This window comes from Actinomadura darangshiensis, assembly GCF_004349235.1.
In the GTDB taxonomy this organism is placed as follows: Bacteria; Actinomycetota; Actinomycetes; order Streptosporangiales; family Streptosporangiaceae; genus Spirillospora; species Spirillospora darangshiensis.
This window is the reverse complement of record NZ_SMKY01000143.1, coordinates 1-22,012: the sequence shown is the minus strand read 5'-3', so window position 1 is coordinate 22,012 and position 22,012 is coordinate 1. Positions and strand designations below refer to the sequence as shown.

The window sequence follows — 22,012 nt, the reverse complement described above, 5'->3', positions numbered from 1 at the left end:
GCCCTCTGGGGGGCGGGGTCGCTAGTCTCTTTGCCGACCCCGACCCCCAGAGGGCAGAAGAGCGATGAGCGAGTCCCCGGACGCGGTTTCCGACGACGCGGCGCGGATGTGCGAGGAGGCCCGGAACCTCGCCGAGAACGGCGAGGCGGAGCGGGCGGCGCGGCTGTTCCAGAAGGTGCTGGCGCTCGGCGAGACGCCCAGCCGGGCCCAGGCCGCGCTGGGCCTCGCGGTCGTCCTGGACGACGCGGGCGACGTGGAGCGGGCCAGGGAGGCCGACCGGGCCGCGATCGCGACCGCCGACCCCGAGTACGGGCCCCGCGCCGCCTACCATCTCGCGCTCACCCACGAGCGGGCGGGCGAGCACGAGCAGGCGGCGCCGGCCTGGCGGGTCGTGGTCGACTTCGGCAACCCCGCCTACCTTCCGCCCGCGCACCTGGCGCTCGCCCGGATCGCCGACGACGCGGGCGACTTCGCCGCCGCGCGGGAGCACTGGGAGGCGGTGATCGGGACCGGGGACGCCGAGTACGCGCCGCCCGCCGCGCACGACCTCGCGCAGCGGCTGCTGGAGCGCGGCGACCCGGCCCGGGCCCAGCGGATCCTGACCGCCGCGCTCAAACTGATCGACCGCGGCACCGCCCCGTACGCGTACGCGCGGCTCGCCGTCGCGCTCGGCATCTCCTACCTCGACCAGGCGATCGGCGCGTTCGGCGCGGCGCTCGGGGAGGAGCCCGCCGACCCGGAGGTCGGGCCGCTGGCCACCGAGCTGCTGGCGCGGACGCTGCCGCTGCGCGGGCGCGCCGGCGAGGCGGGCGAGGTGTGGCGGCGCGGGCTCGCCGAGCCCGGCATCGCGGGTCAGGTGCGGGCCCGGCTCCGCCGCGACTTCGGCGAGGACGACGGCGACACCGGCGACCTGTGGTGGGAGCCGGTCGTCGAGCAGGCCGTGTCGGACGGGACGCTGCCCGCCCTCACGGGCGAGGCGTTCGGCGCCCTCGACCACATGTACGCGCTGCTCGCCGTCCGGTACGCCGAGCGCCGCGAGGGGGAGACCCAGGAACTGCTCGGCAACGCGGTGCGGGTGCCGAGCGACTACGCGTGGGGCCCGCTGCTGCACGAGAGCTTCGCCGAGCGGCTCCGCCTGGCGATGGGCACCCCCGTCCCCAACTGGCCTGAGAGCTAGCCGCCGATGGCGCGGGGGAGGACGCGGCCCTTGACGCTGCGGCGGCTACGGTGTGTGCATGGAGGTGTCCACGGCGCACGGGCCGGCCGAGGTGACGCTGGATGAGGTCGCCGATCCCGCGTTCCTGCTGGTCCTGACGCACGGGTCGAACGGGGGAGTGGACGCGCCGGACCTGCTCGCCGTCCGGGCGGCCGCGCTCGGGCTCGGCGGCGCCGTCGCGCGGGTGATGCAGCCGTTCCGGCTCGCCGGGCGCCGGGCGCCCGGCTCGCCGGTCAAGCAGGACGAGGCGTGGCTGGAGGTCATCGGGGCGCTGCGGGAGCGGTTCGGGGACGTCCCGCTCGTGCAGGGCGGCCGGAGCAACGGCGCGCGGGTGGCGTGCCGGACGGCGGCGGACGCGGGGGCGGCGGGCGTCGTCGCGCTGGCGTTCCCGCTGCATCCGCCCGGCAGGCCGGAGAAGACCCGGGTGGACGAGCTGCGGGGCGCCGGGGCCGAGGTCCTCGTCGTCAACGGCGACCGCGATCCGTTCGGTGTGCCGGGCAAGGGAGACGCGGCGGAGGTGGCGGTGCTGGCGGGGGAGCGGCACGACCTGGGCAAGGACCCCGCGGCGGTCGGCCGGGTGGTGGAGCCGTGGCTGAAGATGTGGGCGGCCCGTCCGCAGCGGACGGGCCGGGAGTAGAAGACGGCCCCGGGCCCGGTGCGGGCCCGGAGGTCAAGGACGGGTGGGCGTGCCCCCGAGGATGATCACCCGTTTGAACTAGTCCCCCCGTGGAGACCGCTCAAGCGGCGGACGGCGCCTGCAGGTCCGTCGGCCGGTGCGGTGCGATGACTCCCCCGTCGGGCAGCAGCTCACCGGTGTCCTCGAACAGCACGACACCGTTGCACAGCAGGCTCCACCCCTGCTCGGGGTGCGAGGCCAGCGTGCGGGCGGCGTCGCGGTCGGGTGCGTTGTGGGAAGGACAGGGCGGCTGGTGCGGGCACATCGTGTGCCTCCGGTCTCAACTACTGGTAGGTCGTGGTGCTTTCCTTTATTGACGCACCCCAGTGTGGAGTGGTTCGCCTTCACCGGCTATAGCCCGTTGGGACGGTTGTCCGTTGGTACCGGAGTACCGGACGGCTGTGATCCCTCTCACTCCGAGGTGCCAGGCAATAGCGTCCCTCCTGCGCGATAACGGGCGAAGAACGACACGCCGCCGGGAGCCGAAACCTCTACGATGTTCGGCGGTGAACGGGCTTTGCCGGGCGTGGGGGGAGTGAGGCCGGTGCGGGTCGCGCTGTCCGTCGCGTGCTTCGATGACGCGCTGTTCCCCGATACTGGGAAGGCCGCCGCGGTGCTGCTGGAGCGGCTCGGGCACGAGGTGGTGTTCCCGCCGCGCCAGACGTGCTGCGGCCAGATCCACTGGACGGCCGGCTACCACCGGGAGGCCGCCGGCCTGGCCCGCTCCTACGCCGCCGCGTTCGAGGGCTGCGAGGTGGTGGTGGCGCCGTCCGCGTCGTGCGCCGCGACCGTCCGCGACGCCTACCCGAAGATCGCCCGGACGGCCCGCGACCCCGGCCTGGCCCGCGCCGCCGAGGGCCTCGCCGTCCACGAGCTGTCGGAGTTCCTCGTCGACGTCCTGGGCGTCACCGACGTCGGCGCCTGCTTCCCGCACCGGGTCACCTACCACCCGTCCTGCCAGTCCCTGCGGGTCCTCGGCGTCGGCGACCGGCCGCTCCGGCTGCTGCGCGCGGTGAAGGGCCTCGACCTGGTCGAACTGCCCGCCGCGGACGAGTGCTGCGGGTTCGGGGGCGCGTTCGCGATGAAGAACGCCGACGTGTCGGTCGCGATGGTCGCCGACAAGGTCAGGCACGTCCGCGACACGGGCGCGGACGTGGTGTGCGCGGTCGACGACGCGTGCCTCGCCCACATCGGCGGCGCGCTGTCGCGGCTGCGCGGCGGCGTCCGGACGATGCACCTGGCGGAGATCCTCGCCGAGACGGGGCCGTCGTGACGGCCTCCTCCCCGGGGACGACGCCGTCCTCCCCCCGGACGAGCGCGCCCGTGCCGCTGCCGATGCCGAAGTTCGCCACCGCCGCCCGGTCCGCGCTGGCCGACACCCGGTCGCGCCGCAACCTGCGCGGCGCGGCCGCCGCGCTGCGGGAGCGGGAGGCCGCGGCGGCCGCCGAACCCGCCGACTGGGACGACCTGCGCGAGGCCGGCCGCGCCATCAAGGACGACACGCTCCTCAACCTGGACACCCACCTCGCGGAGCTGGAGCGCGCCGTCACCGAGGCCGGCGGCGTGGTGCACTGGGCGGCGGACGCGGCCGAGGCGCGCCGCGTGGTCACCGGGCTGGTGCGTGCGGCGGGTGCGGCGGAGGTCGTCAAGGCCGCGTCCGCGACGACCCGCGAGATCGGCCTGAACGACGCGCTGGCCCGGATGGGCGTCACCGTCCGGGAGACCGCGGTCGCGGACATGATCGTCCAGCTCGGCGAGGACACCCCCTCCCACCTGCTGTCGCCGGCCGCCCACCGCGACCGCGCGGAGATCGGGGAGCTGTTCGGGCGCGCCGTCCCGGCGGCCGGGCCGGATCCGGCCGCGGACCCGGAGGCGCTGGCGGCCGCCGCCCGCCTGCATCTGCGCGACCGGTTCCTGCGCGCCCCGGTCGCGGTCACCGGCGCGAACTTCCTGGTGGCCGAGAGCGGCACGGTCGTCCTGCTGGAGTCCGAGGGCAACGGGCGGATGTCCCTCACGATCCCCGAGACGCTGATCACCGTCGCCGGTATCGACAAGGTCGTCCCCGCATGGGATGACATGGAGGTGTTCCTCCAGCTTCTCCCGCGTTCGTCGACCGGCGACCGGATGACCCCGTATGTCTCGTCCTGGACGGGCGTGACGCCGGGCGACGGTCCGCGCGCGTTCCACCTCGTCCTGCTCGACAACGGCCGCACGAAGGCCCTCGCCGACGAGACCGGGCGCACCGCGCTGCGCTGCATCCGCTGCTCGGCGTGCCTGAACGTCTGCCCCGTCTACGAGCGGACGGGCGGAACCCCCTACGGACCGGTCCATCCCGGTCCGATCGGCGCGGTCCTCACCCCGCTGATGCGCGGCGTGGAGAGCGCCGCGAACGCGTCGCTGCCGTACGCGTCCACGCTGTGCGGCGCCTGCGCCGACGTCTGCCCGGTGCTGATCGACATCCCGGACGTGCTGGTCCACCTGCGCGGGAAGGTGGTGGAGTCGCGCCGGCGGCGTCCCGTCCCGACGCCCGAGATGGCGCTGATGCGCGGCCTCGCCTGGACGATGGGCGACCCGCGCCGGTACGAGGCGGCACTGCGGCGCGGCACCCGCTGGGCGCGGCTGCTGTCGCGCGGCGGGCGGATCCGCCGCCTCCCGGGCCTGCTCGGCAAGTGGACGGAGGCCCGCGACCTTCCCGCGCCCCCGGCGGAGAGCTTCCGCGCCTGGTGGGACAGGACGCGCACGTGAGCTCGCGCGAGGAGGTGCTGCGGCGGGTCCGCGAGGCGCTCGGCGGCGACCGCGGCGTGCGCCCGCCGGTGCCGCGCGGGTACGCCCGCCGGCTGACCGAGGCGGAGGCCGAGTCCAGGGCCGACGTGGTCGCGCTGTTCACCGAGCGGGTCGCCGACAACCGCGCGGCGGTGCGGCACGTCGGCGCGGACGAGGTGGGCACCGCGGTGGCGGCGGCGCTGTGGGGGCGCGAGACCAAGCAGATCGTCGTCCCGGCGGACCTGCCGTTCGGGTGGCTCGCGGAGCTGGACGGCGTCCGCGCCCTGGCCGACACCCCGGCCCTCGACCTGGACACCCTCGCCGCGGCGGACGGCTCCGTCACCGGCTGCGCGCTGGCCGTCGCCCAGACGGGCACGGTCGTCCTGGACGGCGGCCGGGCGCAGGGGAGGCGGGCGCTCACCCTCGTCCCCGGCTACCACCTGTGCGTGGTGCACGCCGACCAGATCGTCGGAACGGTCCCGGAGGCGGTCGGGCGGCTCGATCCGGCGCGGCCGCTGACGTGGATCAGCGGCCCGTCCGCCACGTACGGCATCGAGGCGGCCCGGGTCGAGGGCGCCCACGGCCCCCGCCACCTGGAGGTCCTCGTCGTCGAGGACTAGAGGACCGGCGGACGCCTAGCGGACGCCGCCGAGGACGACGTCGAGTCCGGCGGCGAAGCGGGTGTCCCAGTCGACGGCGCGGTCGGCGCCGTCCTCGTTCGTGCCGCGCACCTCCAGCGCGGCGTGGCCGATCACGTAGCCGAGGAGGGTGTGGGCCGCGACCGAGGCCGGGTCCTCGGCGATGCCGCCGCGGCGGAGGACCTCCCGCAGCGAGGCGGCCGTGGCGGTCAGCGCGGCGGGGTTGCGGCGCGTCACGACCAGTGGGAGGACGCCCGCGTGGGCGAGGAGCCGGCCGCGGTAGCCGCCGGCCCACGCGCGCAGGACGTCCTGCCAGCGCCCGGTGGCCGCCTCGTCGGCGGGCGCGGCGGCGACATGCGCGACGAGGCCGTCGAGGAGCTGCTCCTTGCCGCGGGGGAGGTGGTGGTAGATCGCCATCGCCTCGACCTCCAGGGCGTCACCGAGGCGGCGCATCGTGAGGCGGCCGAGTCCCTGGCCGTCCACGATCTGCAGGGCCGCCTCGATGATCCGCTCGGTGGACAGCGGTGTGCGGTGCTGGGCGTTGATGCTGGGCTGCCGGACCATGAGCATGCACCTTACTACGTAAAGGGCCGAAGCCGGGTGTCCGCCGCCACAACACGCCGGGGTCCCGCGTACGCTTACCTCGATCGGACACGCACGACCGGACACAGCACGACCGTCGAGGGAGTACCACCATGCCGCTGGGCCGCCGGGTGAGCAAGGACGTCGCCGAGCCGTACGAGGCCGACCAGCGGCTGGCCGCCGAGTACGAGGACCGGCTGGCGGCGGCCGGCGAGGCGGAGCGGGCGCTGCGGGACGCGCAGGCCGCGGACGTCCCCGAGCCGGAGCTGCGCGAGGCGACGGTCGCGTTCGACCAGGCGATGACGGCGGCGCTCGCCGCCGCCGAGGCGTCCGAGCGGGTCGCGATGGGCCCGAAGGTGTACTCGGCGGAGACGCAGGACGCCAAGGCGCGCCGCGCCGCGGAGATCGCCTACCGCAAGGCCAAGGCGCGCCCGGCGGTGCACCCGTGGACCGACGAGGTCGACCGCCTGCGCACCGCGCGGGAGGCGCACCGCCTCGCGTTCCGGACGCAGCCGACCGTGCACGTCTGAGCCGTCCGGGACGTGTGACGACACGGCGTCACCGGGTGGCACCGGCCACCGAACTTTGACAGTCTGCCCTCTCGGGGAACGCCGGGGGTGCCCCGCGCCGAACGTCGCACACCGTGACGGGCGGGCGGACGCGTCCCGGCGTAGGGGGCACACGGTGCTCTGGACGTTGGGGGATGTCACGTGGAGCGCACGCCGCCGGACCGGGGCCGCGTCCTTGAGTCCTATCAGGACGGGGTGACGGCGATCCGCGGGCTGGCGGAGACCGCCGGGGACTGGGACGTGCCGACGCCCTGCGCCGACTGGCAGCTGATCGACCTCGCGGGGCACCTGCGGTGCGTCGCGGAGAACTTCCTGGAGTACCTCCAGGACGCGCCCGACAGCCGGCTGGCCAAGCTGTTCGCGCAGGAGGCGGCGTCGGCGGTGCTGATCAGGCAGCAGGCGCGGCAGAACGCGACGGAGCTGGCGGTGCTGCCGCCGGAGCCGGGGCCGGAGCGGATCCTGGCGTTCGGGGTGTCGGCGGGCGCGTACGCCGACCTGATGCCCGACATGTGGGACCGGACGCATCTGATCTACCGCGGCACCAAGTACACGGTCGGCGACCACGCGGGCGCCGCCTGCGTGGAGTGGCATCTGCACGCCTGGGACATGGCCCGCGCGGTCGGCGCCGACTACCGGCCGCGCGACCCGGACCTGCTGGTGTCGGCGTGGCACTGGGGCGTCCCGCACCTGCCGCTGGAGCGGGGGGACGCGTGGGAGGCCGTGCTGCGCTCGTCGGGCCGGTCGCCGCGCTGGCCGGACCCGGGGGAGGGGACCGGCCGGACGCGGCGGCGGCGCGCGGCCCGGCAGGCGGTCAGACGCCCGCCGGCCTCCCCGGGCGGTTCCGCAGGTAGACCAGCCAGGTGAGGGCGCAGCACACGGCGTAGAAGGCGATGAACGCGACGTAGGCGCCGTCGCCCGTGCCGTAGGTGAGGAACGACTGCCGGAAGGCGATGTTGACCAGGACGCCGCCGAACGCGCCGACCGCTCCCGCGATGCCGATCAGCGCGCCGGCGAGGCGGCGGGCCTCGTGCTCGGCGGCGTCCTGGTCGCCGCCGCCCGCGGCGCCGGTCCGCGCCTTCGCCCGGAAGATCGCGGGGATCATCTTGTAGGTGGAGCCGTTGCCGACGCCGCTGAACACGAACAGCAGCACGAACGCGGTGAGGAACAGCGGCAGGGACCCGCGCAGCGAGGCGGCCAGCACCAGGCCCGCCGCGGCGGCCATCGCGGCGAACGTCCAGAAGGTGACCCTGGCGCCGCCGAGCCGGTCGGCGAGCCATCCGCCGGCGGGACGGACCAGCGACCCGAGCGCGGGCCCGAGGAACGTCAGGTACGCGGCCTTCACCGGGGTGTCGAAGTCGGCCGCGAACTGCACCTGGAGCACTTGGCCGAACGCGAAGCCGAACCCGATGAACGACCCGAACGTGCCGATGTACAGCACCGACATGGTCCAGGTGTGGGCGTCGCGGCAGACGTCGCGCATGGCGCGCCCGTCGTTGCGGACGTGCGCGAGGTTGTCCATGTAGAGGGCGGAGCCGAGCGCGGCGAGGACGATGAGCGGGATGTAGACGCCCGCGACGAGCGCGGGGTGGTCCTTGCCCGCGGTGGCGAGGACCAGGAGGCCGGCGAGCTGGACGACGGCGACGCCGAGGTTGCCGCCGCCCGCGTTGACACCGAGCGCCCAGCCCTTGAGGCGCTGCGGGTAGAACGCGTTGATGTTGGCCATCGAGGACGCGAAGTTGCCGCCGCCGACCCCGGCGACGGCCGCGAGGACCAGCAGCGTGGTGAAGGAGACGCCGGGCCTGACGAGGACCGCGGCGAGCACCGCGGGGACGAGCAGCAGCGACGCGCTGACGATCGTCCAGTTGCGGCCGCCGAACCGGGCGACGGCGAGGGTGTAGGGGATCCGCAGCGCCGCGCCGACCAGCGCGGGCACGGCGGTGAGGGTGAACTTGCCGGCCGGGTCGATGCCGTAGGCGGGGCCGAGGAACAGCACCAGCACCGACCACAGCGTCCACACCGAGAACCCGATGTGCTCGGAGAAGATCGAGAAGGCGAGGTTGCGGCGGGCGGTCCGGGCGCCGCCGGCCGCCCAGAACGCGGGGTCCTCGGGGCGCCAGTCGGTGATCCAGCGGCCCGTGCGCGGCCGGGCGCGGCCGGGGCGGGCGGCATCGGTGGTGACGGTCATCAGGCGGTCTCCTCGGGGTCGTTCGGACGGACCGACCGTAGGAACCCGGGGTTTCGCGCGTGTGCATCCGGTCATACGAGGGTGATAACTCCGCTGCACAGCGTGTCCCGCCCGCTGTGAGGGCGCGGGGTAGACCGGGGTGCGCCCGGGTAGGCAGAGGAGCGCGAGGCGGCGGGAGAACGGAGACGGGGACGATGGCGACCTGCGAGGTCTGCGGGAACGACTACGCGATGGCGTTCGAGGTGCACGCGCAGGGCGAGGTGCACACGTTCGACTCGTTCGAGTGCGCGGTCACCAAGATGGCGCCGATCTGCGAGCACTGCCAGTGCCGCATCATGGGGCACGGCGTGGACGTGGGCGGGCACTTCTACTGCTGCGCCCACTGCGCCCGCGCCGCGGAGCCCGAGCACGCCCGCTCGATCCAGGACGCGGTGCCGGTGTAGGACGCGGTGCCGGTGCCGGTGCCGGTGCCGGTGTAGGACGCGGTGCCGGTGTAGGGAACGGGCTCAGGCGCCGCCCGTGCCGAAGGGCTGCTCCCGGCCGTCCTCCAGGTAGACGGCGCGGCCGGTGGCCATGGCCTGCAGGCTGGGGTCCATCCGGCGGGACACGTGCGGCGGCGCCAGCTCGGGGATCTTCTCCGGCGCGACCAGGATGTGGTCGGACAGCTCCTCGGGCGGCAGCCGGATCGCCGCGATCTCCTCGCCGGTGATGACGCCGCCGAACACGAAGACGTTGACGGCGTCGACGCCGTCGTCGCGCGGGGAGCCCCAGTCGACGCAGGCCAGGCCGTCCAGGCGGGGGACGAGGCCGAGCTCCTCCTCGCATTCGCGCACGCACGCCGACAGCGGGGACTCGTCGGCCTCGATGACCCCGCCGGGCAGGAACCAGCCCTCGCTGTAGGTGGGTTTGACCAGCAGGACCCGCCCGAGGTCGTCCAGCAGCAGGGCCGCCGCGGCGCCGCGGGCGCGCGGCAGGGAGGCGTAGTAAGCAAGGTCGGGCATGTACCGAGGTTAGGCGCGATCACCGGGCGGTGATCCCGGCCGTATCGGGATAGGGGCCGCATTAGCCGCGAGAGCGGCTGATCGCCACTAATCCGTGCGGTATAGGGACAAGAAACGACGAAATGGCCATGACTGGGATGGACAACGCTTGACCCGCGCTCGTCAAGGCCGGTCGCCGTAGCCCGCCGCGACCAGGGCCCCGAGCGCCTGACCTTGGCGGACGCGGCCCGTGAACCGCATTTAACGCCGCGGTGACCTGCGGGACTCGCCCGCGAAACGGCGTCCGCCGACTCTCGGCGCATGATGGGGACTCCTACGCACTGCCCGTACTGCGCCCTGCAATGCGGCATGGCCCTGCACGACGAGAATGGCACGGGGACCGTGCGGGTGACCCCGCGCGAGGACGTTCCCGCCAACGGCGGCGGGCTGTGCCAGAAGGGCTGGACGGCCGCGGAGCTGCTCACCGTCCCGGACCGGCTGACCGCGCCGCTGATGCGCCGCCGCCGGGACGCACCGCTGGAGCCCTGCACCTGGGACGAGGCGCTCGACCGGATCACCGCCGGGATCGGGCGGCTGCGGGCCCTGCACGGTCCGGACGCCGTCGCGGTGTTCGGCGGCGGCGGGCTGACCAACGAGAAGGCCTACCAGCTCGGCAAGTTCGCCCGGGTCGCGCTCGGCACGTCCCAGATCGACTACAACGGCCGGTTCTGCATGTCGTCGGCCGCGGCGGCGTCCGGGCGTGCGTTCGGGATGGACCGCGGGCTGCCCGGCCCGGTCACCGACCTGGCGGCGTCCGGCGCCGTCCTGCTCGCCGGCGGGAACCCCGCCGAGACGATGCCGCCGTTCATGCGGCACCTGAACGAGATGCGGGACGACGGCGGAGCCCTGATCGTCGTCGACCCGCGCCGTACCGCCACCGCCCGGCAGGCCGACCTGCACCTGCGGCCCACGCCCGGCACCGACATCGCCCTCGCCAACGGGCTTCTGCACCTGGCCCTCGCGGAGGGACTGGCGGACGAGGAGTACATCGCCGCCCGCACCACCGGCTTCGACGCCGTCCGGACCGTCGTGAACGCCTACTGGCCGGAACGCGCCGAACGCATCACCGGCGTCCCCGTCCCGCTGATGCGCGAGGCCGTCCGGCTGCTGGCCCGGGCCCGCCGCGCCCACGTCCTCACCGCGCGGGGATCCGAGCAGCACGCCCGCGGCACCGACATGGTCACCGGCTTCATCAACCTGGCGCTCGCGCTCGGCCTCCCGGGCCGCGAGGGGTCCGGCTACGGCTGCCTGACCGGGCAGGGCAACGGGCAGGGCGGGCGCGAGCACGGGCAGAAGGCCGACCAGCTGCCCGGCTACCGCAGGATCGACGACCCGGCCGCCCGCGCGCACGTCGCCGGGGTCTGGGGCGTCGACCCCGATGATCTCCCCGGGCCCGGACGGTCGGCCTACGAGCTGCTGTCGGCGCTCGGCACCGCCGGCGGCCCCAAAGCGCTGCTGGTCTTCGGATCCAATCCGGTCGTGTCCGCGCCCGCCGCGGCGGACGTGGAGGAGCGGCTCGGCGCGCTCGACCTGCTGGTGGTGGCCGACTTCGTGCCGTCGGAGACCGCGCGCCGCGCCGACGTCGTCCTGCCCGCGGCGCAGTGGGCCGAGGAGTCGGGGACGATGACGAACCTGGAGGGCCGCGTCCTGCGGCGGCGCCGGGCCGTCCGCCCGCCGGACGGCGTCCGCACCGACCTGGAGATCCTCGGCGCCCTCGCCGAGCGGCTCAAGGCGCCGGGGGAATGGAGCACCGACCCGGAGGAGGTCTTCGGCGAGCTGCGCCGCGCCGGCGCGGGCGGCATCGCCGACTACTCCGGCATCACCTACGACCGGATCGAGGCCGAGGGCGGGGTGTTCTGGCCCTGCCCGTCCCCGGACCACCCGGGCACACCGAGGCCCTACCTGGACCGGTTCCCCACCCCGGACGGACGGGCCCGCTTCGTCCCGGTCGAGCACACCGGCGCCGCCGAGGACGTGGACGCCGACTACCCCGTGTACCTGACCACCGGGCGCGTCCTGGCCCAGTACCAGTCGGGCGCGCAGACCAGGCGCGTCCGCCCGCTGGCCGAGGCGGCACCGGGACCCTTCGTCGAACTGCACCCCGACCTGGCCGCACGCCTCGGCATCGAGGACGGCGCCGCCGTCCGGCTGGAGAGCCGCAGAGGCGCCGCGACCGTCGCGGCGCGGCTGACCGACGCGATCCGCGACGACACCGTCTTCATCCCGTTCCACTGGGCGGGGGAGGGCCGCGCCAACCTCCTCACCAACCCGGCACTGGACCCCGTCTCACGCATGCCCGAGTTCAAGGTCTGCGCCGTCCGCCTGACACCTGTCCATCGAGGGGGGACGCCCCCACACCCCCGGAGCGCCTCCGGCGCCAGGCAGTGAGCCCCATTTAACACGCCGGTGACAATGGGGACCCCGTCGCGAAACGGCGCCTGCCGAGTATCGGAGCATCGATTGTTCCCGCCAGGAGGTTGCCGCGCGATGACCACGACACCCGAAGCGACGATCGTCAGGGAGCGGGCGGGCCGGACCGCGGCACGCTGGTTCGACATCTGCCCCTACACCGCGCTGATCCCCGAGCGGGGCGCCTGCGCGATGGTGGACGGGACGCAGGTCGCGATCTTCCGGGTCTTCGACGGCACCCTGTACGCGCTGTCGAACCTCGACCCGTTCAGCGGCGCCTACGTGCTGTCGCGCGGCATCCTCGGCACCAGGGACGGGACGCCGACCGTCGCGTCCCCCATGTACAAGCAGGTGTTCGACCTGCGGACCGGGGCGTGCCTGGACGATCCCCGGGTGGCGCTGCCGGCGTTCCCGGTCCGCCGCGCCGCCGGCCGGGTGGAGGTGGCGCTCACCGATGAGCACCGGCAGTGAACCGCTGGCCGGGTTCGCCGTCGGCGTGACCGCGGCCCGCCGCCACGAGGAGCTCGCGACGCTGCTGGAGCGGCGCGGCGCCAGGGTCGTGCTCGCGCCCGCCATCCGGCTCGTCCCGCTCGCCGACGACGCCGAGCTGCTGGCGGCGACCCGGGCCTGCGTCGGCGGGCCCCTCGACCACGTGGTCGTCACGACCGGGATCGGGTTCCGGGCATGGCTGGAGGCGGCCGACGGGCACGGGATGCGGGACGCCCTCATCGCCCGCCTCGCCGGGACCGACATCGTGGCGCGCGGCCCGAAGGCGCGCGGCGCGATCCGCTCGGCCGGCCTGCAGGAGCGCTGGTCGCCCGAGTCGGAGGAGTGCGCCGAGGTCATCGAGCACCTGCTGGAGAAGGACCTGGACGGCGCCCGCGTCGCCGTGCAGCTGTACGGGGAGCGCGAGCCGGAGCTGACCGGGGCGCTGCGCGGCGCCGGCGCCGAGGTGATCGAGATCCCGGTGTACCGGTGGTCGCGGAGCGAGGACTTCACGCCGCTGCGCCGGCTCGTCGGGCAGGCGGTCGCCGGGACGGTCGACGCGATCACCTTCACCAGCGCGCCCGCGGTCGCCGAGACGCTGTCGGTCGCCGCCGAGGACGGGCTTGAGGAGGCGTTCCTGGCGGCGCTGCGGGCCCACGTGGTGGCGGCGTGCGTCGGGCCCGTGACCGCGCAGGCGCTGACCGGCCGCGACGTCCCGACCGTCCAGCCGGAGCGCGCCAGGCTCGGCGCGCTCGTCCGGGCCCTGGTGTCGGACCTGCCGCGGCGCCGGTCGCGGCGGCTGTCGGTGCGCGGTTTCGCGCTGGAGCTGCGCGGGCACGCCGTCGTGCTGGACGGCCAGCTGCGGCCGATCGCGCCCGCGCCGATGGCGATCCTGCGGGCGCTCGCGCGCCGTCCCGGGCATGTGGTGTCGCGGGCGGAGCTGTGCGGGGTGCTGCCGAGCCGGCTCGTCGGCGCGCCCCCGGCCAAGGACGGCTGGGCGCGGGACGCGCGGCCCCGGGACGCCCGCCCGCAGGCCGACGAGCACGCGGTGGAGATGGCGGTGGCGCGGCTGCGGCGCGGCCTCGGCCGCCCCGGCATCGTCGAGACGGTCGTCAAGCGCGGCTACCGGCTGGCGTGCGACCCGCGGATCGCCGACCGGCTCCCGGCGGCGGGCGCCGGTGGCTGAACCCGCGCTGCTGGCGGTGGCGCACGGCACCCGTGATCCGGCCGGGCCCGCCGCGGTCCGGGAGCTGCTCGCCCGGATCCGGGCGCTGCGGCCGGGGCTGCGGGTCGCCGAGGCGTACGGCGAACTGTCTCGGCCGTCCCTGGAGGAAGCGGCGGCCGGGCTGCGCGGCGGCCCGGTGGTCGTCGTCCCGCTGCTGCTGGCGCGCGGCTACCACGCGCTGGTCGACATCCCCGTCCGGGCGGGGCGGCTGCTGCCGGGGGCGGTGACGTCCCGGCCGCTCGGCCCGGACCCGCTGCTCGCCGGCGCGCTGGCCGCCCGGCTGGCCGAGCAGACCCCGGATCCGCCCACCCGGGATCCGCGGACCCGGATCCCGCCGCGCCCGGACACCGTGGTCCTCGGCGCGGCGGGGTCCGCCGACCCGGCGGGCACCGCCGACGTGCGGGCGGCCGCCCGGCTGCTGGCGCGGCGGCTGCGACGGCCCGTCCCGTACGGGTTCGTCGCCGCGGGCGGTCCGCGGCTGGACGAGGTCGTCGCCGGCCTGCGCGCGGACGGCGCCCGGCGCGTGGCCGTGGCGTCCTACCTGCTGGCGCCCGGCCGGTTCCACGACCGGATGGCGGCCTGCGGCGCCGACGCGGTCACCGCGCCGCTCGGCGCGCACGACGCGGCGGCCCGCCTCGTCCTGCGGCGCTACGACGAGGCCCGGCTCCGGCTCGCGGCCCCGGCGCCGGTCTGCTGACCGGACGGCTCCGGGCCCGCGGCGAACCGCTCGTCGTGGTGGGCGAGGACCCGCAGCAGCAGGTCCTTGAGCAGGCGCCGTTCGCCGGGTTCGAGGGGCTCGAACAGCATCTCGTTGAGGCGGCGGCGCTCGTCCAGGCTCGCGCCGAGGAACAGGCGCCCGTCCTCGGTGGTGTCCAGCGCGTACCGGCGGCGGTCCTCGGGGTCGCGGCGCCGCTCGACGTGGCCGGCCTCCTCCAGCGCGTCCACGATGCCGACCAGGTCGCCGGCGTCCATGCGCAGCCGCTCGGCGACGTCGCGCTGCGACAGCGGCCCGAACCGCGCCACGCACCACAGCACGAGCAGGTGCGGCAGCCGCGGCTGGCCGGGGAACAGCTGCGCCCCGGTGCGCCGGACGAGCCGCACCATCTCGAACATCAGGTAGCTGGGCGAGTCGTACAACGGGTCCGGCCGGTCCTCCACGTCCTTCTCCCTGCGGTTCTTTGGCGGGTCATATTTCTCTTGACGTGAGAGATAGGGTACTCCTACCGTTGGATAGCCCAAAATATGGGCGTTCCACTCCATTCCGGAGGGAGGCCCCATGCCGGACGGGGGACCCGCCGTCGAGGTCGACGGCCTGACCAAGAGATTCGGCGACGTGGAGGCCGTGCGGGGGATCGAGTTCGCCGTGCGGCCGGGGGAGATCTTCGGTTTCCTCGGCCCGAACGGCGCGGGCAAGTCCACGACCATCAACATGCTCTGCACGCTGCTGCGCCCGACCGGGGGCCGCGCGCGGGTCGCCGGCCACGACGTGGTGGCCGAGCGCGACGGCGTGCGCCGCAACATCGGCCTCGTCTTCCAGGACCCGACGCTCGACGGATACCTGTCGGGGGAGCAGAACCTGCGCTTCCACGCCGAGCTGTACGGGGTGCCGCGCTCGCTGACGGGCGACCGCATCCGGCAGGTGCTGGAGATGGTCGGCCTGTGGGACCGGCGCGGCGACCGGGTGCAGACCTACTCCGGCGGCATGAAGCGCCGGCTGGAGATCGCGCGCGGCCTGCTGCACTCGCCGCGGGTGCTGTTCCTGGACGAGCCGACCGTCGGCCTGGACCCGCAGACCCGCGCGTCGATCTGGGAGTACATCCGGCGGCTGCAGCACGCCGAGGAGATCACGATCTTCATGACGACGCACTACATGGACGAGGCCGAGTTCTGCGAGCGCATCGCGATCATGGACTCGGGGCGGATCGTCGCGCTCGACACCCCCGAGGCGCTCAAGGCGGGCGTCGGCGAGGACCGGATCCGCATCCAGACCGCCGACGACGAGGCCGCGATCGCCGCGATCGGGGACCGGTTCGGCCTGGAGGCCGTCGTGTCGGAGGGCGCCGTCACGTTCTCGGTCGCCTCCGGCGAGGCGTTCGTGCCGCGGCTGTTCGCCGAGCTGGGCGTCCCGATCCGGTCGGTGAACGTGGCGCGGCCGTCGCTGGACGACGTCTTCATGTCGTTCACCGGGAGCACGATCCGGGACGCCGAGGCGTCCGCCGGCGACAGGATGCGCGTGATGATGCGCGCGGCGAGGAGGTGACCGTGGCGACCACGGCGGAGACGGCGCCGTCGGACAAGGCGGCCACCGGGGTCGTCCGGGTGCGGGTGCCCGAGCGCGGCCTGCGGCAGGACCTGCGCGCCGTGAAGATCGTCCTGCACCGGGAGCTGATCCGGTTCTGGCGGGACAAGCTGCGGATGGTGTCCGGGCTCATCCAGCCGGTGCTGTGGCTGCTGGTCATGGGCACCGGCCTGTCCAACCTGATGGCCAGCGGCGGCGGCGTCGCCGGGACCGTCGACCTGAAGACCTTCATCTTCCCCGGCGTGTGCGCGATGTCGGTGATGTTCACCGCGATGTTCTCCGCCGGGTCGATCGTGTGGGACCGCGAGTTCGGGTTCCTGCGCGAGATGCTCGTCGCCCCCGTGAGCCGCAGCGCGATCGTGGTCGGCAAGTGCATCGGCGGCGCCCTGGTCGCGACCCTGCAGGGCGCGGTGATCGTGCTGCTCGCGGGCCTCGCCGGCGTCCCCTACGACCCGCTTCTGCTGCTGGAGATGCTCGGCCTGATGTTCATCGGCGCGTTCGCGCTGACCGGGTTCGGCGTCATGATGGCCGCGCGCATCACCAGCATGCAGTCGTTCTTCGGCCTCATGCAGATGGCGATGATGCCGATGATGTTCCTGTCCGGCGCCCTGTACCCGCTCGGCGGCCTGCCGGCGTGGCTGACCGTCCTGACGCGGTTCAACCCGCTCACCTACGCGGTCGACCCGCTGCGGCACGCGGTGTTCTCCCACCTGGACGTCTCCCCGCAGCTCATGGCGACGTTCGACCCGGGCGTCACGTGGGGCGGCTGGGTGGTGCCGGTGTGGCTGGAGGTCGTCATCGTCTTCGGCATGGGCGTCGGCCTGATGGGCGTCGCCATCCTGGAGTTCCGCCGCGCCGACTGAGAGAACACCGCCGTCACCCTTCGTGATGACCCATACTGACCCTGCGCGACACAATGCGCACGGCCGGATGCGAAGGGTGACGACGAGCAACGTGAACGGTAACTGGACGATGGTGCGCGGGGCGGCGGCGACGGCCGCCGTCCTCGCGGCGATGACCGGGGCGCCGGCAATGGCCGCCGCGGACGGCGGCGAGGCCCCCGGGAAGGGCCTGCGGATCACGCGGTTCCTCGGGGAGCGGCGCCTTCCGCACATGATGAAGTTCAAGGACACCACGGTCGGCGGGCTGTCGGGCATCGACCGCGACCCCCGTACCGGCACCTGGTATCTCGTCTCCGACGACCGGTGGCGCTACGATCCGGCCCGGTTCTACACCGGACGCCTCGACATCGACCGGGCCACCGGCGCGTTCGAGGGCGTCAAGATCACCGGGGTGACCACGCTGAGGCGGCCGGACGGCAGCCCCTACCCGGGCTTCGGCGAGCCCGGGTCGGCCGACCCGGAGACGATCCGGTTCGACCCGCGCACCCGCCGGGTCCTGTGGGGCAGCGAGGGCGACCGCCCGGACGAGACGCACAAGGGCATCCCGCTGTCGCCGATGTCGCTGGGCTGGGCCCGGCGGGACGGCCGGTACGCCGGGCGGCTGGACGTCCCGGCCGGGCTCAGGCTCACCGCGGAGCACCGCGGGCCGCGCCGCAACTACGGCTTCGAGGCGCTGACGTTCACGCCGCACGGCATCGCCGCCATGGTCGAGGGCCCCCGCTACGAGGACGGCGACGCGCCGACGGTGCGGCACGGCGCCCTCACCAGGCTCACGCTGTGGGATCGCGGCGGCCGCGCCCGCGCCCAGTACGCCTATCCCGTCGACCGGCTCCCGGCCGCGCCGAAGCCGCCCGCGGGCATCGCCGACAGCGGCGTCTCGGAGATCCTCGCCGTCGGCGGCCACCGGTTCCTGGCCTTGGAGCGGTCCTGGCTGGAGGGCGTCGGCTACAAGGTCAAGCTGTACGAGTTCGACGTGCGGGGCGCCACGGACGTGCTGCACCGCGAGAGCCTCGCCGAGGGCGCACGGTTCCGTCCGGTGCGCAAGCGGCTCGTCGCCGACCTCGGCCGCTACGCCGACCCGGCGCAGAACCTGGAGTCGCTGGCGTGGGGTCCGCGCCTGAAGACGGGGGAGTGCACGCTGGTGACCGGCTCCGACGACAACTTCGACGCGCGGGAGGTCACCGAGTTCCTGGCCTTCGCCGTCCGGGGCTGCTGACCGGCGGCCGGAAAGCGGAAGGGGCCGGACCATGGCCGGTCCGGCCCCTTCCGCCCGCTTCCGGCGGGGTCAGACGGCGAAGTCGAGGAGCGGGCGGGCGTTGCTGGGGTGCCGCAGCTTGGACAGCGACTCCTTCTCCAGCTGCCGGATCCGCTCGCGGGTCAGCCCGAGGGCCCTGCCGATCTCGTCCAGCGTGCGGGGCGTCCCGTCGTACAGCCCGAACCGCATCGCCATGATCTTGGCTTCGCGCGGCGACAGGATGTCGAGGGTGCGGCGCAGCTGGTCGGCCATCAGCTGCCGGTCCACCAGCTCCGACGCCTCGGGGCTGTCGGTGTCCTCGATGAGGTCGCCGATGCGGGTCTCGCCGTCCTCGCCGATGGTGGAGTCCAGGCTGATCGGCTGCCGGCTGGTGCGCAGCAGCTCGCGGACCTGCTCGGGGCTCTTGTCCAGCTCGGCGGCCAGCTCCTCGGGGGTCGGCTCGCGGCCGAGCCGCTGGTGCATGTCGCGCTCGATCCGGCTGAGCTTGCTCAGCATCTCCAGGACGTGCACGGGCAGCCGGATCGTGCGGGCCGAGTCGGCGAACCCGCGCTGGATGGCCTGCCGGATCCACCACATCGCGTAGGTGGAGAACTTGTAGCCCTTGGAGTAGTCGAACTTCTCCACGGCGCGGATCAGGCCGAGATTGCCCTCCTGGACGACGTCCAGCAGCGACAGGCCGCGGTCGGAGTACTTCTTGGCGACCGACACCACGAGCCGGAGGTTGGCCTCCAGCATGTGGGCCTTGGCGCGGCGGCCGTCGGCGGCGACCCAGTCCAGGTCGGCGCGCACGGCGGGGGAGAGGTCCTCGCTCTCCAGCTTGTGCTCGGCGTACAGCCCGGCCTCGATGCGCTTGGCGAGGTCGACCTCCTGCTCGGCGGTGAGCAGCTGGCGGCGCCCGATGGCCTTGAGGTAGGTGTGGACGGAGTCGCCCATGCCGGTGGACTGGTCGTCCAGGTCGGCCGGGGGCTCGACCTCGACCTCGTTGACCTCGAACCCTTCGTCGGCGGGGGCGTCGTCCTTGCCCGCGGACCGCGCCGCGGGCGTGCCGGCCCGCTTGGGGGCGTCCTTGGCGGCCTTGCGGGGGGCGCGCTTCTTGCCGGTGCCGGGCGTGCCCTGGGCGGTCTCCCCGCCGGAGTGGTCGGCGGCCGCGGCCATCTTGCGGACGGTGTCGGCCTCGCCGGCCAGGCTGATGCCGGCCTCGGACAGCTCGCGCAGGATGGAACGGCCCTGGGCCGGACTGATGCCGGCGGTCTCGAAGGCCCCCCTCACCTCGTCGAGCGAGAGGCGCCCTTGGGCGCGGCCACGCTTCAGGAGGTCGTTGAGCGCGGGGCCCGCCGACTCCGTGAGCGGGGTCTCGACGGCGCTTCGCGGCATGGAGACACCCCCCTCCCTTCGGTGTGTGAGTGCGGCGCGGATCTCTAGTTCGCTTCTGGCGCACGCACTTAACGGAACGTCGCAAGACCGGCCTATTGTTCCCGGCGCCGTGCCGCCGGCGCTCCGCGGGGGATCGTGGGAGAGCGATCCAGGAGGTCGTGGTGCCCCCGGTACGGGCTTTCACACTGTCCGGATCATCCTGATTTAACCTTACTGCGTAAAGGGCCCTGGCGGTGGCGCCGTGACGAAGGCCACTACGTGTCCGAACCCCTCGGCCGCAGCGTCCGGCCGTACCGGGCGATGACGCGTTCGCGCAGCTCCGCGTCGTCGCGGGGGACGGGTTCGAGGAAGACCTCGTCGATCTCCTCGTGCGCGTCGCGCAGCTCGTGCGCCATCCGGACGCAGGCGCGCTCGACGTCGCCGGCGGTGAGGGAGTCGCGGAAGTCCAGCCGGGCGCAGACCAGCGCGCGGTCGGCGCCGAACGTCACGGTGACGATGTCGACGACCCACTCCACCTCGGGCGCCGCGCCGAGCCGGGCGCGGACGTCGGCGACGATCCGCGGGTCGGCCTGCGAGCCGATCAGCAGGTTCAGGTTGATGCGGCCGAGGATGAGCGCGACGACGGTGAGGAGCACGCCGATGAGCAGGGAGCCGGCGCCGTCCCAGGCGGCCGAGCCGGTGAGCTGGTGCAGGCCGAGGCCGCCGAACGCGATGAGCAGGCCGATGAGGGCGGCCGAGTCCTCCAGCAGGACGCTGATCGCGGTGGGCTCGTCGGTGCGGCGGATGTAGGCGATCAGCGGCAGGTCCTCCTCCCGGGCGGCCCCGCGGACCTGCCGGAACGCCTGCTGCCAGGAGATCCCCTCCAGGACGAACGCCACCCCGAGGACGGCATAGCCGATGAGCGGGTCGGACTCGGCCGCCCCCCGGTGCCCGGTGAAGGTCTGGATCCCCTGGTAGTAGGAGAACAGCGCGCCCATCCCGAAGATCGCGACGGCGACGAGGAGCGTCCAGATGTAGCGCTCCTTGCCGTACCCGAGGGGGTGCCGGCGGTCGGCGGGCCGCCCGCTGCGGCGCAGCCCGACCATCAGCAGCACCTCGTTGAAGGTGTCGGCGATGGAGTGCGCGGCCTCCGCCGCCATCGACGCCGAGCCGGTGATCAGCGCCGCCACGATCTTCGCGACGGCGATGCCGAGGTTGGCGGCGAACGCCAGCGCGACGGTGAGGCCGCTCTCGTTCTCCGGCCCGTTCTCCTGCTCGTCGTGCTGTGCCGCCATGGTCGTCCCCTCCCCAGCCGATCACCCTGCCATGCGCGGGGGCGCTAGGGGGCGGGAGCGCGCAGCCGGGCCCGGTCGGGTTTTCCGGACGCCAGCAGCGGGATGGCCTCGACCAGTTCCAGCTCGCGGGGCGCGGCGTACGCGGGCATCACCTCGCGGACGAAGGCCCGCAGTTCGGGCAGTTCGGGCAGGGCGGACGCGGCGGGGACGACGACGGCGGTGACCCGCTCGCCCCATTCGGGGTCGGGCCGCCCGACGACGACCACGTCCCGCACCTTGGGGTGCCGGGACAGGACGGTGGCGATCTCGCCCGCGACGGCCTTCTCCCCACCGGTGTTGATCACGTCGTCGAGGCGGCCGCGGACGCGGAGCCGCCCGTCCTCGACCGCGCCGAGGTCCTGGGTGACGAACCATTCGCCGTCCCTGGCCTCGGCGGTCTGCTCGGGCCGCAGCCGGTAGCCGGCGAACAGGGACGGGCCGGCGAGGCGGATCCGGCCGCCGTCGCCGAGGGCGAACCGCATGCCGGGCAGGGGCGTCCCGTCGTAGACGCAGCCGCCGCAGGTCTCGCTCATGCCGTAGGTGGTGAACACGCGGGCGCCGCGGCCGCGGGCCTCGGCGAGCAGGCCGGGGGAGGCGGCGGCGCCGCCGAGCACGATCGCGCCGAGCCGCGCCGGGTCGGCGCCGGCGTCCAGCAGCCGGCGCAGCTGGGTCGGGACGAGCGAGACGTGGACGCCTCCGGCCGCGGCGACGGCGGCGGGGTCGAAGCCCGGCATGATGACCGGCTCGGTGCCGGCGGCGAGGGAGCGGACGAGGACCTGGACGCCGGAGATGTGGCTGGTCGGCAGGCAGCACAGCCAGCGGTCGCCGGGCGCGGCCCCGATCCGCGTGAGGGTGCCGGCGGCGGAGTGGCGCAGCGCGGCGGCCGTCAGCTCGGTGAACTTGGGCGTGCCGGTGGACCCGGAAGTGGCGATCAGCACGGCGGTTCCCTCGCCGACGGGGACGTGACCCCCGGGCGGGCGGTGCGGGGACAGGCCGTCCGGCGTGCGGATCGCGTCGGGGGCCAGCGCGTCCAGCAGGCCGCGGAGCGCGGGCGCGGGCAGGCCGGGGGAGAGGGGGCAG

General features: G+C 74.6%; 23 protein-coding genes. 15 read left to right on the top strand and 8 right to left on the bottom strand.

All coding sequences use genetic code 11. The features are described from left to right. Nucleotides 1-64 precede the first annotated feature (64 nt). Together E1293_RS26955 and E1293_RS26950 are read left to right on the top strand one after the other, a co-directional pair. Nucleotides 65-1,177, top strand: coding sequence for a tetratricopeptide repeat protein (locus E1293_RS26955; RefSeq protein WP_132200283.1), 1,113 nt, complete (start codon nt 65-67; stop codon nt 1,175-1,177). A gap of 58 nt (nt 1,178-1,235) precedes the next feature. After that, the gene (locus E1293_RS26950) at nt 1,236-1,853 is read left to right on the top strand and encodes an alpha/beta hydrolase family protein (protein ID WP_132200282.1); all 618 of its coding nucleotides are present in this window, start codon (nt 1,236-1,238) and stop codon (nt 1,851-1,853) included. A gap of 100 nt (nt 1,854-1,953) precedes the next feature. On the opposite strand, the gene E1293_RS26945 is transcribed toward E1293_RS26950, so the two are convergent. Further along, complete coding sequence (locus tag E1293_RS26945; protein ID WP_132200281.1) at nt 1,954-2,157, bottom strand: DUF5999 family protein; 204 nt, start codon at nt 2,155-2,157, stop codon at nt 1,954-1,956. Nucleotides 2,158-2,436: 279 nt separating this feature from the next. Between E1293_RS26945 and E1293_RS26940 the strand changes: the two genes are divergently transcribed. The 3 genes from E1293_RS26940 to E1293_RS26930 all read left to right on the top strand — a co-directional run bounded on the left by E1293_RS26940 (nt 2,437) and on the right by E1293_RS26930 (nt 5,275). Continuing rightward, nucleotides 2,437-3,165 carry a (Fe-S)-binding protein gene (locus E1293_RS26940; protein WP_132200280.1) on the top strand — a complete coding sequence of 243 codons (729 nt, stop codon included), beginning with the start codon at nt 2,437-2,439 and terminating at the stop codon, nt 3,163-3,165. 62 nt (nt 3,166-3,227) lie between these two features. Then, nucleotides 3,228-4,637, top strand: a complete 1,410-nt coding sequence (locus E1293_RS26935; RefSeq protein ID WP_132200286.1) for a lactate utilization protein B — start codon at nt 3,228-3,230, stop codon at nt 4,635-4,637. Continuing rightward, a complete protein-coding gene (locus E1293_RS26930) occupies nt 4,634-5,275 on the top strand; it encodes a LutC/YkgG family protein (protein WP_132200279.1) in 642 nt (213 codons plus the stop codon). Before E1293_RS26935 ends, E1293_RS26930 begins: the two co-directional genes overlap by 4 nt. A 15-nt stretch (nt 5,276-5,290) precedes the next feature. Here the strand turns inward: E1293_RS26930 and E1293_RS26925 are convergent, their stop codons facing one another. Further along, a complete protein-coding gene (locus E1293_RS26925) occupies nt 5,291-5,857 on the bottom strand; it encodes a TetR/AcrR family transcriptional regulator (protein WP_132200278.1) in 567 nt (188 codons plus the stop codon). Between the two features lie 131 nt (nt 5,858-5,988). On the opposite strand from E1293_RS26925, the gene E1293_RS26920 reads away from it, so the two are divergent. After that, nucleotides 5,989-6,405, top strand: a complete 417-nt coding sequence (locus E1293_RS26920) for a plectin (RefSeq protein WP_132200277.1) — start codon at nt 5,989-5,991, stop codon at nt 6,403-6,405. 180 nt (nt 6,406-6,585) lie between these two features. Then, nucleotides 6,586-7,308 carry a maleylpyruvate isomerase N-terminal domain-containing protein gene (locus tag E1293_RS26915; RefSeq protein WP_132200276.1) on the top strand — a complete coding sequence of 241 codons (723 nt, stop codon included), beginning with the start codon at nt 6,586-6,588 and terminating at the stop codon, nt 7,306-7,308. Here the strand turns inward: E1293_RS26915 and E1293_RS26910 are convergent. Continuing rightward, nucleotides 7,256-8,629: a nitrate/nitrite transporter gene (locus tag E1293_RS26910; protein ID WP_132200275.1), complete on the bottom strand. Its 1,374-nt coding sequence runs from the start codon at nt 8,627-8,629 to the stop codon at nt 7,256-7,258. The genes E1293_RS26915 and E1293_RS26910 overlap by 53 nt on opposite strands. Nucleotides 8,630-8,823: 194 nt before the next feature. Between E1293_RS26910 and E1293_RS26905 the strand changes: the two genes are divergently transcribed. Next, complete coding sequence (locus tag E1293_RS26905) at nt 8,824-9,072, top strand: hypothetical protein (RefSeq protein WP_132200274.1); 249 nt, start codon at nt 8,824-8,826, stop codon at nt 9,070-9,072. A 63-nt stretch (nt 9,073-9,135) separates the two neighbouring features. On the opposite strand, the gene E1293_RS26900 is transcribed toward E1293_RS26905, so the two are convergent. Beyond that, nucleotides 9,136-9,630, bottom strand: coding sequence for an NUDIX domain-containing protein (locus tag E1293_RS26900; protein WP_132200273.1), 495 nt, complete (start codon nt 9,628-9,630; stop codon nt 9,136-9,138). A 303-nt stretch (nt 9,631-9,933) separates the two neighbouring features. Between E1293_RS26900 and E1293_RS26895 the strand changes: the two genes are divergently transcribed. The 4 genes from E1293_RS26895 to E1293_RS26880 all read left to right on the top strand — a co-directional run bounded on the left by E1293_RS26895 (nt 9,934) and on the right by E1293_RS26880 (nt 14,486). Beyond that, on the top strand, nt 9,934-12,057 hold the full coding sequence (locus tag E1293_RS26895) for a molybdopterin oxidoreductase family protein (RefSeq protein WP_132200285.1): 2,124 nt from the start codon (nt 9,934-9,936) through the stop codon (nt 12,055-12,057). 99 nt (nt 12,058-12,156) lie between these two features. After that, on the top strand, nt 12,157-12,549 hold the full coding sequence (gene nirD, locus E1293_RS26890) for a nitrite reductase small subunit NirD (protein WP_132200272.1): 393 nt from the start codon (nt 12,157-12,159) through the stop codon (nt 12,547-12,549). Further along, entirely contained in the window at nt 12,533-13,750 is a 1,218-nt protein-coding gene (locus E1293_RS26885) for a uroporphyrinogen-III synthase (protein WP_132200271.1), read from the top strand. The genes nirD and E1293_RS26885 overlap by 17 nt, the downstream gene beginning before the upstream one ends. Further along, the gene (locus tag E1293_RS26880) at nt 13,743-14,486 is read left to right on the top strand and encodes a sirohydrochlorin chelatase (protein ID WP_243716598.1); all 744 of its coding nucleotides are present in this window, start codon (nt 13,743-13,745) and stop codon (nt 14,484-14,486) included. The genes E1293_RS26885 and E1293_RS26880 overlap by 8 nt, the downstream gene beginning before the upstream one ends. Here E1293_RS26880 and E1293_RS26875 read toward each other — a convergent pair. Further along, complete coding sequence (locus tag E1293_RS26875; RefSeq protein ID WP_165978408.1) at nt 14,438-14,947, bottom strand: MarR family winged helix-turn-helix transcriptional regulator; 510 nt, start codon at nt 14,945-14,947, stop codon at nt 14,438-14,440. The genes E1293_RS26880 and E1293_RS26875 overlap by 49 nt on opposite strands. 118 nt (nt 14,948-15,065) lie before the next feature. Between E1293_RS26875 and E1293_RS26870 the strand changes: the two genes are divergently transcribed. The 3 genes from E1293_RS26870 (at nt 15,066) to E1293_RS26860 (ending at nt 18,206) form a co-directional block, all read left to right on the top strand. Further along, on the top strand, nt 15,066-16,049 hold the full coding sequence (locus E1293_RS26870; RefSeq protein ID WP_132200269.1) for an ATP-binding cassette domain-containing protein: 984 nt from the start codon (nt 15,066-15,068) through the stop codon (nt 16,047-16,049). A gap of 2 nt (nt 16,050-16,051) precedes the next feature. After that, a complete protein-coding gene (locus tag E1293_RS26865; protein WP_132200268.1) occupies nt 16,052-16,951 on the top strand; it encodes an ABC transporter permease in 900 nt (299 codons plus the stop codon). A 76-nt stretch (nt 16,952-17,027) separates the two neighbouring features. Next, nucleotides 17,028-18,206: an esterase-like activity of phytase family protein gene (locus tag E1293_RS26860; RefSeq protein ID WP_243716596.1), complete on the top strand. Its 1,179-nt coding sequence runs from the start codon at nt 17,028-17,030 to the stop codon at nt 18,204-18,206. A gap of 69 nt (nt 18,207-18,275) precedes the next feature. Here E1293_RS26860 and E1293_RS26855 read toward each other — a convergent pair whose 3' ends face one another. The 3 genes from E1293_RS26855 to E1293_RS26845 all read right to left on the bottom strand — a co-directional run. Continuing rightward, complete coding sequence (locus E1293_RS26855) at nt 18,276-19,619, bottom strand: RNA polymerase sigma factor (protein WP_132200266.1); 1,344 nt, start codon at nt 19,617-19,619, stop codon at nt 18,276-18,278. Nucleotides 19,620-19,873: 254 nt separating this feature from the next. Then, nucleotides 19,874-20,893 (bottom strand): cation diffusion facilitator family transporter, encoded by a 1,020-nt coding sequence (locus E1293_RS26850; RefSeq protein ID WP_132200265.1) that lies wholly within the window; start codon nt 20,891-20,893, stop codon nt 19,874-19,876. A 44-nt stretch (nt 20,894-20,937) separates the two neighbouring features. After that, a partial coding sequence (locus E1293_RS26845; protein WP_132200264.1) for an AMP-binding protein occupies nt 20,938-22,012 on the bottom strand: 1,075 nt, incomplete at its 5' end.

Bases quoted from the DNA above. Each gene is read 5' to 3' on its own strand.
- nirD (WP_132200272.1), top strand. From the start codon at position 12,157: ATGACCACGACACCCGAAGCGACGATCGTCAGGGAGCGGGCGGGCCGG.
- E1293_RS26925 (WP_132200278.1), bottom strand. From the start codon at position 5,857: ATGGTCCGGCAGCCCAGCATCAACGCCCAGCACCGCACACCGCTGTCC.
- E1293_RS26905 (WP_132200274.1), top strand. From the start codon at position 8,824: ATGGCGACCTGCGAGGTCTGCGGGAACGACTACGCGATGGCGTTCGAG.
- E1293_RS26855 (WP_132200266.1), bottom strand. From the start codon at position 19,619: ATGCCGCGAAGCGCCGTCGAGACCCCGCTCACGGAGTCGGCGGGCCCC.
- E1293_RS26900 (WP_132200273.1), bottom strand. From the start codon at position 9,630: ATGCCCGACCTTGCTTACTACGCCTCCCTGCCGCGCGCCCGCGGCGCC.
- E1293_RS26910 (WP_132200275.1), bottom strand. From the start codon at position 8,629: ATGACCGTCACCACCGATGCCGCCCGCCCCGGCCGCGCCCGGCCGCGC.
- E1293_RS26935 (WP_132200286.1), top strand. From the start codon at position 3,228: ATGCCGAAGTTCGCCACCGCCGCCCGGTCCGCGCTGGCCGACACCCGG.
- E1293_RS26870 (WP_132200269.1), top strand. From the start codon at position 15,066: ATGCCGGACGGGGGACCCGCCGTCGAGGTCGACGGCCTGACCAAGAGA.
- E1293_RS26895 (WP_132200285.1), top strand. From the start codon at position 9,934: ATGGGGACTCCTACGCACTGCCCGTACTGCGCCCTGCAATGCGGCATG.
- E1293_RS26885 (WP_132200271.1), top strand. From the start codon at position 12,533: ATGAGCACCGGCAGTGAACCGCTGGCCGGGTTCGCCGTCGGCGTGACC.
- E1293_RS26955 (WP_132200283.1), top strand. From the start codon at position 65: ATGAGCGAGTCCCCGGACGCGGTTTCCGACGACGCGGCGCGGATGTGC.
- E1293_RS26950 (WP_132200282.1), top strand. From the start codon at position 1,236: ATGGAGGTGTCCACGGCGCACGGGCCGGCCGAGGTGACGCTGGATGAG.
- E1293_RS26945 (WP_132200281.1), bottom strand. From the start codon at position 2,157: ATGTGCCCGCACCAGCCGCCCTGTCCTTCCCACAACGCACCCGACCGC.
- E1293_RS26920 (WP_132200277.1), top strand. From the start codon at position 5,989: ATGCCGCTGGGCCGCCGGGTGAGCAAGGACGTCGCCGAGCCGTACGAG.
- E1293_RS26850 (WP_132200265.1), bottom strand. From the start codon at position 20,893: ATGGCGGCACAGCACGACGAGCAGGAGAACGGGCCGGAGAACGAGAGC.